We start from the raw sequence: 11,591 nt of genomic DNA, 5'->3' as shown, positions 1-11,591 counted from the left end.
CCGGGCCCGCTTCCGTACCCCGGTGGTTCCGGTCCGGGGCCGTGTCCGTACCCCGGTGGTTCCGGTCCGGGTCCTCGTCGTCGGAGACGGGCGGGGCGCCGGGAGACACGTACGCGGAACCGGCGTCGCGCGTCGGGGCGCCGTCCGGCGTACCGGCTTCGCCCCCCGCGCCCGCGTACGCCCCCGCCCCCGCGTACGCCTCGTCCGCGTCGTCCGGGGTGAGCAACTCCGCGATGTCCAGGACGTGGTAGCCCCGCATCGACGGCAGACAGCTGCCCCGGACCGGGCCGATCGCCTCCCCCCAGTGCCGGGGAATCGCGGACGCCCCGTGCAGGGCGCCGGCCAGGGCTCCCGCCACCGCGGCCGTGGTGTCCGCGTCGCGGCCCATGTTGACGGCGGTCAGCACCGCCGTACGGAAGTCGCCGCGCGCCGCCGCGAACGCGCCGAACGCCAGGCCGACCGCCTCCGGCGCCAGGTCCGTCCACGGGTAACCGCCGACCACCACCGCGGAACGCACCGCGCGCTCCATGGTGAGCCGGTCGGGGTACGTGCGCTGCGCCGCCGCCACCGCGCGCCGCAGCGAGCGCGCCGTCCAGGAGTCCATGGGAACGACGGACAGCGCGGCGGCGATCACCGACGCGAGCCCGGCCCCCGCCATCGCGGCGGCCACCCCGGCCGCCACCGCCTGGCCGCCGTAGATGCCCTCCCCGTCATGGCTGACCCGCCCGTCCACCGCGACCAGCCGCGCCGCCTCGTACGGCCGGCCCGCCGCGAAGACACCGAACGGTGCCGCTCTTATCGCCAGGCCGTCGCTCCAGGCGTGCCGGTGCTGGGCGGAGATCGGGGCGGCGAGGCCCCGGCGCAGATTCTCCAGCGTGCCCCGCTCACTGAACCCGGCGCCGCGGAACGGCCCCTCGTCCAGATCGGCGATCCACAGATGCCAGGCCCGCTCCACCTGGGTGACGGTCAGCGCCGAACCGTGCCGGGCGAGCAGCAGCCCGGAGAAGATCGCGTACTCCGTGTCGTCCGTGCCCGCGGGGTCGTCGCTCACGAAGCCCTCGATCCGGCCCCAGCGACGGCGGATCTCGGACGGCCGCAGGTTCTCCGCCGGTGCGCCCAGCGCGTCACCGACCGCGAGGCCGAGCAGGGAACCCCTGGCCCGGTCGCCCAGGTCCCCGCGCGCCCCCGCGCCCCGGACCGGACCGCCGCCCGCCGCCACCGGTGCGCCGTGCCGCGCCGTCGACGGTGCGCCGTGCCGCGCCGTCGACGGTGCGCCGTGCCGTCCCGCCGCCGTGCCGCCGGCCCGCGGCTCTGCCGGATTCCCTGCAATCGACTCCATCGCGTCGACCCTTCGCTCACACCGAGCCAGTTCTCGTACGCTCGATCTGTCCCACGCGGAGCCCCGACAGAGGCCGATAATCGCAACAAAAGGGCCAGTTGGATGACGGCCCGGCGTCGGTAAGGCAGGCCGTACTCACCTGGTCGCGGGGGCAGGTAAGTACGGCCTGCCTTGCTGGCGGGGGCCCTTTTTCGTGCGTACTTTCGATGGTGTTGAGCGGGGGCGGAGCGCGTGGAAACCCGCTGCCGGAGAAGGGGAGAGCTGTGTCCATCATCGAGACCGACGCCGTACTGCACGAGGCACACCGCGACAACCACACCCACCGCGATGTGAACGGCGGCTGGCTGCGGCCCGCGGTGTTCGGTGCCATGGACGGGCTGGTCTCCAACCTCGCGCTGATGACCGGCGTCGCGGGTGGCGCCGTCTCCCAGCAGACGATCGTGATCACCGGACTGGCGGGCCTGGCCGCCGGGGCGTTCTCCATGGCGGCCGGCGAATACACCTCCGTCGCCTCGCAGCGTGAGCTCGTCGAGGCCGAACTCGACGTCGAACGGCGCGAGTTGCGCAAGCACCCCAAGGACGAGGAGCGGGAGCTCGCCGCGCTCTACGAGTCCCGTGGCGTCGAGCCCGGCCTCGCCCGCGAGGTCGCGCGGCAGCTGTCGCGCGACCCGGAGCAGGCCCTGGAGATCCACGCCCGCGAGGAGCTCGGCATCGACCCGGGCGATCTGCCCTCGCCGCTCGTCGCCGCCGTGTCCTCGTTCGGCGCGTTCGCGCTGGGCGCCCTGCTGCCCGTACTCCCGTACCTGCTCGGCGCGAGTGAGCTGTGGCCGGCCGTGCTGCTCGCACTCGTCGGGCTGTTCGCCTGCGGTGCGGTGGTCGCCAGGGTGACGGCGCGCAGCTGGCTGTACAGCGGGCTGCGGCAGCTGGTGCTCGGCGGCGCCGCTGCCGCGATCACCTACGGTCTCGGCACACTGTTCGGCGTGGCCGCCGGAAGCTAGTGCCCCTCCCGGCAAGCTTTGCCCGGAAGGAGCAAAGCTTGCCGGTCACGGCGATAGCGCCCCTCGGCGGGGAGTGCGACATCGAGCCCGTCCGGCTGAAGGCTTTGTCCTCGAACGCCGGACGGGCTTCGTATCGGAGGTGCGTCCGCCATTCGTAACGCGTCCGCCATCCGTGTGACGTACGTCTTGGTGACCGCCTCTGGGCGGAACGGCATCCTCCCACGTAAAATGAGTCCCTATACAGGGCTCCACATAAGTAGCCGTTACCCGGCGGTTTCGTTTTCTTTGCCGCCGGGCATGAGCCGTAGACACCGCGGGCAACGACGCCTGCTCTCTGCGGTCCCCCCGGGCGCCGATCCTCCGACTGCGACCCCTCGCCGCCTCAGGCAGTGTCCGTATGTTGGAACGAACTATCCGCTTCTTGAGAAGCGCCCCATCATGTAAACCTGAACGGAATCTCGCAGAGGGCCAACGTCGTCCCTCGGCACTGCATATGCCACGACGACGACGGGAGAGCCGATGCGTACCGACGCCTGGTCGCCCATGGACGGTCGCCCCGCCCAGCAGGGGATGTACGACCCCCGTAACGAGCACGACGCCTGTGGTGTCGGGTTCGTGGCCACTTTGACCGGTGTGGCCAGCCATGAGCTGGTCGAGCAGGCGCTGACCGTACTGCGCAACCTCGAACACCGCGGTGCCACCGGATCCGAGCCCGACTCCGGCGACGGCGCCGGAATCCTCCTCCAGGTGCCGGACACCTTCCTCCGCGACGAGGTCGCCTTCGACCTCCCCGAGGCCGGCGCCTACGCCGCCGGAATCGCCTTCCTGCCTGCGGACGACGCCACCGAGGCCGTCCGGAAGCTGGAGAAGATCTCCGCCGAGGAGGGCCTCAAGGTCCTCGGCTGGCGCCAGGTCCCGGTCACCCCCGACATCCTCGGCAACGGCGCCCGCGCCACCATGCCCGAGTTCCGCCAGCTCTTCGTCGCGGACGGCACGAGCACCGGCATCGCGCTCGACCGCAAGGCCTTCGTGCTGCGCAAGCGCGCCGAGCGGGAGGCCGGGGTGTACTTCCCCTCGCTCTCCGCCCGCACGATCGTCTACAAGGGCATGCTCACCACGGGGCAGCTGGAGCCGTTCTTCCCGGACCTCTCCGACCGCCGCTTCGCCACCGCGGTCGCGCTGGTCCACTCGCGCTTCTCCACGAACACCTTCCCGAGCTGGCCGCTCGCCCACCCGTACCGCTTCGTCGCGCACAACGGTGAAATCAACACGGTCAAGGGCAACCGCAACTGGATGAAGGCCCGCGAGTCCCAGCTCGCGTCGAGCGCGTTCGGCTCTGCCGACCATGGGCACAGCGGTAGCGAGCAGCTCGACCGGATCTTCCCCGTCTGCACCCCCGACGCCTCCGACTCCGCCTCCTTCGACGAGGTCCTGGAGCTGCTCCACCTCGGCGGCCGTTCGCTGCCCCACTCGGTGCTGATGATGGTTCCCGAGGCGTGGGAGAGCCCCGAATCGAAGAACGCCATGGATACAGCCCGGCGCGCCTTCTACCAGTACCACGCCACGATGATGGAGCCCTGGGACGGCCCGGCCTGCGTCACCTTCACCGACGGCACCCAGGTCGGCGCGGTCCTGGACCGCAATGGTCTGCGCCCCGGCCGCTACTGGGTCACCGACGACGGCCTCGTCGTGCTCTCCTCCGAGGTCGGTGTCCTGGACATCGACCCCGCCAAGGTCGTTCGCAAGGGCCGCCTCCAGCCCGGCAGGATGTTCCTGGTCGACACCGCCGAGCACCGCATCATCGAGGACGACGAGATCAAGGCCGCCCTCGCCGCCGAGCAGCCGTACGAGGAATGGCTGGAGACCGGCGAGATCGAGCTGGAGGACCTCCCCGAGCGGGAGCACATCGTGCACACGCACGCCTCCGTCACCCGCCGCCAGCAGACCTTCGGTTACACCGAGGAAGAGCTCCGCGTCATCCTCGCCCCGATGGCCCGCACCGCCGGCGAACCCCTCGGCTCCATGGGTACGGACTCCCCGATCGCCGCCCTGTCCGAGCGCCCCCGGCTGCTCTTCGACTACTTCACCCAGCTGTTCGCGCAGGTCACCAACCCGCCGCTGGACGCCATCCGCGAGGAGCTCGTCACCTCGCTGCGCTCCACGCTCGGCCCGCAGGGCAACCTGCTGGAGCCGACCGCCGCGTCGTGCCGCAGCGTCACGCTGCCGTTCCCGGTGATCGACAACGACGAGCTGGCCAAGCTGATACACATCAATGCCGACGGCGACATGCCGGGCATGAAGGCCGCCACGCTCTCCGGTCTCTACCGGGTCAGCGGCAGCGGTGAGGCCCTCGCCGCGCGGATCGAGCAGATCTGTACCGAGGTCGACGTCGCCATAGAGGACGGCGCCCGCCTGATCGTTTTGTCCGACCGGCACTCCGACGCCGAGCACGCGCCGATCCCGTCGCTGCTGCTCACCTCGGCCGTCCACCACCACCTCATCCGTACCAAGCAGCGCACCCAGGTGGGTCTGCTGGTCGAGGCCGGGGACGTCCGCGAGGTCCACCACGTCGCGCTGCTGATCGGTTACGGCGCCGCCGCGGTCAACCCGTACCTGGCGATGGAGTCCGTCGAGGACCTGGTCCGGGCCGGCACGTTCATCGAGGGCATCGAGCCCGAGAAGGCCATCCGGAACCTGATCTACGCGCTCGGCAAGGGCGTCCTGAAGGTCATGTCCAAGATGGGCATCTCCACCGTCGCCTCCTATCGCGGCGCCCAGGTCTTCGAGGCCGTCGGCCTGGACGAGGCCTTCGTCGCGAAGTACTTCAACGGCACCGCCACCAAGATCGGCGGCGCCGGACTCGACGTGGTCGCCAAGGAGGTCGCGGCCCGGCACGCCAAGGCGTACCCCGCTTCCGGCATCTCCGCCTCGCACCGCGCGCTGGAGATCGGCGGCGAGTACCAGTGGCGCCGCGAGGGCGAGCCGCACCTCTTCGACCCGGAGACGGTCTTCCGCCTCCAGCACGCCACGCGCAACAAGCGGTACGACATCTTCAAGAAGTACACGGACCGGGTGAACGAGCAGTCCGAGCGCCTGATGACGCTCCGCGGCCTGTTCGCCCTCAAGACAAATGAGAACGGTAAGTCGGACCGTGAGGCGATCCCGGTCGACGAGGTCGAGTCCGTCTCCGACATCGTCAAGCGGTTCTCCACCGGCGCCATGTCGTACGGCTCGATCTCCCGCGAGGCGCACGAGACCCTCGCCATCGCCATGAACCAGCTGGGCGGAAAGTCCAACACCGGTGAGGGCGGCGAGGACGCCGACCGGCTCTACGACCCGGCGCGCCGTTCGTCCATCAAGCAGGTCGCCTCCGGCCGCTTCGGTGTGACCAGCGAGTACCTGGTCAACGCGGACGACATCCAGATCAAGATGGCGCAGGGCGCCAAGCCCGGCGAGGGCGGCCAGCTGCCCGGCCACAAGGTCTACCCGTGGGTCGCCAAGACCCGGCACTCCACCCCGGGCGTCGGCCTGATCTCGCCGCCGCCGCACCACGACATCTACTCCATCGAGGACCTGGCTCAGCTGATCCACGACCTCAAGAACGCCAACCCGGCGGCCCGCATCCACGTGAAGCTGGTCTCCGAGGTCGGTGTCGGCACCGTCGCCGCGGGTGTCTCCAAGGCGCACGCGGACGTCGTCCTGATCTCCGGCCACGACGGCGGAACGGGTGCCTCCCCGCTCACCTCGCTGAAGCACGCGGGCGGCCCCTGGGAGCTCGGTCTCGCCGAGACGCAGCAGACCCTGCTGCTCAACGGCCTGCGCGACCGCATCGTCGTGCAGACCGACGGCCAGCTGAAGACCGGCCGCGACGTCGTCATCGCCGCGCTGCTGGGCGCCGAGGAGTTCGGTTTCGCGACCGCGCCGCTCGTCGTCTCGGGCTGCGTCATGATGCGGGTCTGCCACCTCGACACCTGCCCGGTCGGCATCGCCACCCAGAACCCGGTCCTGCGCGACCGGTTCTCGGGCAAGGCCGAGTACGTCGTCAACTTCTTCGAGTTCATCGCCAGGGAAGTCCGCGAGCTCCTCGCCGAGCTGGGCTTCCGTACGATCGAGGAGGCCGTCGGCCACGCCGAGCTGCTCGACACCGACCGTGCGATCACGCACTGGAAGGCGCAGGGGCTCGACCTGGAGCCGCTGTTCTACGTCCCCGAGCTGCCCGAGGGCGCGGTGCGCCACCAGCGGATCGAGCAGGACCACGGTCTCGCCAAGGCCCTCGACAACGAGCTGATCAGGCTTGCCGCCGACGCCCTGAACGCGGAGAGCGCCGAGGCCGCCCAGCCGGTCCGGGCCCAGATCGCGATCCGCAACATCAACCGGACCGTCGGCACCATGCTCGGCCACGAGGTGACGAAGAAGTTCGGCGGCGCCGGTCTGCCGCAGGACACCATCGACATCACGTTCACCGGCTCCGCCGGCCAGTCCTTCGGCGCGTTCGTGCCGACCGGGGTGACGCTGCGACTGGAGGGCGACGCCAACGACTACGTCGGCAAGGGCCTCTCCGGCGGCCGCATCGTCGTCCGCCCGGACCGCGGCGCCGACCACCTCGCCGAGTACTCCACCATCGCGGGCAACACCATCGCCTACGGAGCCACCGGCGGCGAACTGTTCCTGCGCGGCCGCACCGGTGAACGGTTCTGCGTCCGCAACTCCGGCGCGACCGTCGTCTCCGAGGGCGTGGGCGACCACGGCTGCGAATACATGACCGGCGGCCACGCCGTGGTACTCGGCGAGACCGGACGCAACTTCGCCGCAGGCATGTCGGGCGGTGTCGCGTACGTCATCGACCTGGACCGCGACAACGTCAACGTCGGCAACCTCGGCGCGATCGAGGCCCTCTCCGACACCGACCGGCAGTGGCTGCACGACGTGGTGCGCCGCCACCAGGAGGAGACCGGTTCCACGGTCGCCGAGAAGCTGCTCGCCGAGTGGGACAGCGCCGACGGCGGTGTCTCCCGCTTCAGCAAGATCATCCCGTCCACGTACAAGGCAGTGCTCGCCGCCAAGGACGCCGCTGAGCTCGCCGGTCTCTCCGAACAGGAGACCACCGAGAAGATGATGGAGGCGGCGACCAATGGCTGACCCCAAGGGCTTCCTGACCACCGGGCGCGAGGTCGCCGAGACCCGCCCCGTGGGCGAGCGCGTCAAGGACTGGAACGAGGTCTACGTTCCGGGCTCGCTGCTCCCGATCATCAGCAAGCAGGCCGGCCGCTGCATGGACTGCGGCATCCCGTTCTGCCACAACGGCTGCCCGCTCGGAAACCTCATCCCCGAGTGGAACGACTACGCCTACCGCGAGGACTGGACGGCCGCGTCCGAGCGCCTGCACGCCACGAACAACTTCCCGGAGTTCACCGGGCGGCTCTGCCCGGCCCCCTGCGAGTCGGCGTGCGTGCTCGGCATCAACCAGCCGGCCGTCACCATCAAGAACGTCGAAGTCTCCATCATCGACAAGGCATGGGACAGCGGCGACGTCACCCCGCAGCCGCCCGAGCGGCTCTCCGGCAAGACCGTCGCCGTCATCGGCTCCGGTCCGGCCGGTCTCGCCGCGGCCCAGCAGCTGACCCGGGCCGGCCACACGGTCGCCGTCTACGAGCGCGCGGACCGCATCGGGGGCCTCCTCCGGTACGGCATCCCCGAGTTCAAGATGGAGAAGTCGCACATCAACCGCCGCATCGAGCAGATGCGCGCGGAAGGCACCAAGTTCCGTACGGAGGTGGAGATCGGCAAGGACATCGACGCCGCCAAGCTCCGCCGCCGCTACGACGCGGTCGTCATCGCCGCCGGCGCCACCGTCTCCCGCGATCTGCCCGTACCGGGCCGTGAGCTGAACGGCGTGCACTTCGCGATGGAGTACCTGCCGCTTGCCAACAAGGTGCAGGAGGGCGACCTGACGGTCTCCCCGATCACCGCCGAGGGCAAGCACGTCGTCGTCATCGGCGGCGGCGACACGGGCGCCGACTGCGTGGGCACCGCCCACCGCCAGGGCGCCGCCTCCGTCACCCAGCTGGAGATCATGCCCCGGCCGGGCGAGGACCGGAACGCCAACCAGCCCTGGCCGACCTTCCCGATGCTCTACAAGGTCACCTCCGCGCACGAGGAGACGACGTACCTGGCTCAGAAGAGGAAGGGCGTCGATCCGGACGAGGGACCCTCCTGCCCGAAGGCGGGCGAGGAGGGACGGGTCTACTCCGTCTCCACCACCCTCTTCGAGGGCTCCGCCCCCGAAGAGGGACAGGCTGTCGGCAACGTCCAGGCACTGCACCTGGTCGAGGTGGAGTTCAAGGACGGTAAGCTGGAGCAGAAGCCCGGCACCGAGCGGAGGATCCCCGCCCAGCTGGTCACCCTTGCCATGGGCTTCACCGGCACCGACCAGTCCAACGGCCTGGTCCAGCAGTTCGGCCTGGAGCTCGACGCACGCGGCAATGTCGCGCGCGACGCGGACTACGCCACCAACGTCGACGGAGTCTTCGTCGCCGGTGACGCGGGCCGCGGCCAGTCCCTCATCGTGTGGGCCATCGCCGAGGGCCGCTCCGCGGCGCGCGGCGTGGACCGCTTCCTGACCGGAGCCAGCGCCCTGCCGGCCCCGATCCGCCCGACGGACCGTGCCCTGACGGCCTGATCACACGGCACACAAGACGTCCCGTACAACGGCGTGCGGAACTGAACGCGGCGCCTGCCCGTCCCCGACCGGACGATCTCGGCAGGCGCCGTGGCGCGTTCCGGGGCTGGTCGTACGGCCCCGCTGGGCTCACCCCGTCAGCGCGGACGTCTTGAGCACCACCAGCAGCACCAGTACGGCGAGCAGCACCACACCCGCGGCCCCCTGAATCACTGTGCGCCGCTCCGCCGGAGCGTACGCGTACGCGACCGTGACGACGGCCCCCGTCAGCAGCCCGCCCAAGTGGCCCTGCCACGAGGTGAATCCGGCCGAGATCAGCATCCAGATCAGGAACCCGGCCATGAACCGGTTCACCGCCTGCATGTCGCGGCCCAGGCGCCGGTTGATGACGTAGAACGCCGCACCGAGACCGAAGATCGCCCCGGAGGCGCCCACCGTGCTGTCGGACGGCGCGATCAGATACACCAGGACCGAACCGCCCAGCGCGGACAGCAGATACAGCGCGAGGTAACGAGCCCGGCCCAGCTGCTCCTCGACGACCCGGCCCAGATTCCACAGCGCGTACATGTTGAAGAGGATGTGCAGCACCCCGAACGGCACCGAGCCGAAGGACGAACCGTCCGGCGGGAGATGCAGGAAAGCCCCGGTCAGCAGCCGGTACCACTCCCCGCCCACCACACCGATCACATCGAAGCCAGGGAAGTCCCCGGCCTCGTAGACGTACTGGGCGCCGTCCGGGCCGTCCAGACCCGCACCGAGCATCGCGAACCGGTCGACGATCCCCGGACGGACCAACTCGCCCAGATACACCAGGATGTTGAGGCCCATCAGCACGTACGTGACGAGCGGCACCGCGCTCCTGGACACCGCACCGCCGAACACAGTGCGCGCCTGCCGGACCGAGCGCTGCCCCTCCTTCACGCACTCCACGCAGTGATGGCCGACGGCGGCCTCACGCATGCAGTCGGGGCAGATGAAGCGTTCGCAGCGCGTGCAGCTCACATACGTCTCGTACGACGGATGGCGATAACAGGTGGTGACCGCGGCATCCACGGCAGGCTCCTTCACGGTGGGCAGACACGAGCGGCCGGTGGGGACGGCGGCGATCAAGATAGCGAACACCGCCGTCCGGGACATATCCGGGTGCCTTACGCTCTGTCCTCAGTGTTCTGACACGTCGGGGATCGGAGAACGCGCATGGTCGGCTCGTCCGCCACAACAGGTCCGGCCATCAGCCTGCGCAAGATCGAGGAGACCGCCCCCGCGCTGGCCGGCCTCTACAAGAGCGCGTCGGTGTCGCTGACGAAGCACGGCATGAGCGGCGAACGGGCCGCGGTCTACCTGGTGCTCGACTACTCCGGCTCGATGAAGGAGTACTACAAGGACGGCAGCGTCCAGGCCCTGGCGGACCGGGTGCTGGGCCTCTCGGCGCATCTGGACGACGACGGCCGCGTACCCGTCGTCTTCTTCTCCACCGGCATCGACGCCGTCACCGACATAGCCCTGGACAATCACCGCGGCCGGGTCGACGCGATCGTGGCGGGCCTCGGACACATGGGGAAGACCAGCTACCACCTGGCCATGGACGCCGTCATCGACCACTACATCGACAGCGGCTCGACCGCCCCCGCACTCGTCGTCTTCCAGACCGACGGCGGCCCGATCAGCAAGCACGCGGCGGAACGCTATCTGTGCAAGGCGGCCAAACTGCCGCTGTTCTGGCAGTTCATCGGCTTCGGCAACAAGCAGAGTACGCAGTTCGACTTCCTGCACAAGCTCGACGAACTGGCCGTACCCGCCAAGCGCCCCGTCGACAACGCCGGCTTCTTCCACGCCGGACCTGACCCGCGCGAGGTCCCGGACGCCGAGCTGTACGACCGGCTGGTCGCCGAATTCCCGCAGTGGCTGACCGCGGCCCGGGCACAGGGAATCGTCAAGTGACGGCCCGGGTGCTGCGGGCGGCCGACCGTACGGCCACGTCCTGGAAGAACGGCGGGGGAGTCACCCGGGAGATCGCGGTGTACCCCGAGGGCGCGCCGCTGGACGCCTTCGACTGGCGGGTCAGCCTGGCCGATGTGTCCGGGGACGGGCCGTTCTCCTCGTTCCCCGGCGTCGACCGCACGCTGACCGTGGTCGAGGGCGCCGGGATGGACCTCATGGTGGGTGGCGAGCACCACATCGTCGACGAGCCGTACTGGCCGCACGAATTCCCCGGCGACCTGGAGACGTACGGCCGGCTGCTCGGCGGCCCGGTCGTGAACTTCAACGTGATGTACCGCAGGGAGCGTACGAGCGCGGAGGTCGCGGTGGTACGCGGCACCGTCCGGCTGTCGGTGCCGCAGGGCGGGGCGGTGCTGGCCGTCGCGCTGGAGGACGGCGCGGTGCTCGACGGCCAGGACGTCGAACTGGACCGCTACGACGCGTTGCTGGCGCGGGAGGAATCACCGGGGGTGCTCCGGACTCAGGGGTGGGCGCTGGTGGTGACCCTGTCGAGGGGATGAGGCTTCGGGCGGACGAGCCGCCGGGCGGACGATCCTTCGGGTCGTGCGCAATTGCGGACAGGGGATGTCGGGAT

Annotated in this window: 6 protein-coding genes and 1 pseudogene; 5 read left to right on the top strand and 2 right to left on the bottom strand. The window is 70.2% G+C overall.

Going from position 1 to position 11,591, the window contains the following annotated elements; translation table 11 throughout:
* Positions 1-178: 178 nt before the first annotated feature.
* Positions 179-1,339, bottom strand: a pseudogene (locus tag OH735_RS08995) (ADP-ribosylglycohydrolase family protein); the annotation flags it as partial.
* Between the two features lie 263 nt (positions 1,340-1,602).
* Here OH735_RS08995 and OH735_RS08990 point away from each other — a divergent pair.
* From OH735_RS08990 to OH735_RS08980, 3 genes are all read left to right on the top strand, one after another.
* Complete coding sequence (locus tag OH735_RS08990) at positions 1,603-2,337, top strand: VIT1/CCC1 transporter family protein (protein ID WP_406380862.1); 735 nt, start codon at positions 1,603-1,605, stop codon at positions 2,335-2,337.
* A 519-nt stretch (positions 2,338-2,856) separates the two neighbouring features.
* Complete coding sequence (gltB, locus tag OH735_RS08985) at positions 2,857-7,476, top strand: glutamate synthase large subunit (RefSeq protein ID WP_406380861.1); 4,620 nt, start codon at positions 2,857-2,859, stop codon at positions 7,474-7,476.
* Positions 7,469-9,016 carry a glutamate synthase subunit beta gene (locus tag OH735_RS08980; protein WP_406380860.1) on the top strand — a complete coding sequence of 516 codons (1,548 nt, stop codon included), beginning with the start codon at positions 7,469-7,471 and terminating at the stop codon, positions 9,014-9,016. Before gltB ends, OH735_RS08980 begins: the two co-directional genes overlap by 8 nt.
* Positions 9,017-9,145: 129 nt before the next feature.
* Here the strand turns inward: OH735_RS08980 and OH735_RS08975 are convergent, their stop codons facing one another.
* Positions 9,146-10,069 (bottom strand): rhomboid family intramembrane serine protease, encoded by a 924-nt coding sequence (locus tag OH735_RS08975; RefSeq protein WP_406380859.1) that lies wholly within the window; start codon positions 10,067-10,069, stop codon positions 9,146-9,148.
* Positions 10,070-10,213: 144 nt separating this feature from the next.
* Between OH735_RS08975 and OH735_RS08970 the strand changes: the two genes are divergently transcribed.
* Together OH735_RS08970 and OH735_RS08965 are read left to right on the top strand one after the other, a co-directional pair.
* Positions 10,214-10,957, top strand: a complete 744-nt coding sequence (locus tag OH735_RS08970) for a vWA domain-containing protein (RefSeq protein ID WP_406380858.1) — start codon at positions 10,214-10,216, stop codon at positions 10,955-10,957.
* Entirely contained in the window at positions 10,954-11,517 is a 564-nt protein-coding gene (locus OH735_RS08965) for a HutD family protein (protein ID WP_406380857.1), read from the top strand. The genes OH735_RS08970 and OH735_RS08965 overlap by 4 nt, the downstream gene beginning before the upstream one ends.
* Positions 11,518-11,591 lie beyond the last annotated feature (74 nt).

Source organism: Streptomyces sp. NBC_01618 (genome assembly GCF_045209435.1).
Lineage (GTDB): Bacteria > Actinomycetota > Actinomycetes > Streptomycetales > Streptomycetaceae > Streptomyces.
Note: the sequence above shows the minus strand (reverse complement) of the source record. Positions and strands in the feature narration are given on the sequence as shown.

Excerpts from the sequence above, each read along its gene's own strand:
- OH735_RS08980 (WP_406380860.1), top strand. The coding sequence starts at position 7,469 with ATGGCTGACCCCAAGGGCTTCCTGACCACCGGGCGCGAGGTCGCCGAG.
- gltB (WP_406380861.1), top strand. The coding sequence starts at position 2,857 with ATGCGTACCGACGCCTGGTCGCCCATGGACGGTCGCCCCGCCCAGCAG.
- OH735_RS08970 (WP_406380858.1), top strand. The coding sequence starts at position 10,214 with ATGGTCGGCTCGTCCGCCACAACAGGTCCGGCCATCAGCCTGCGCAAG.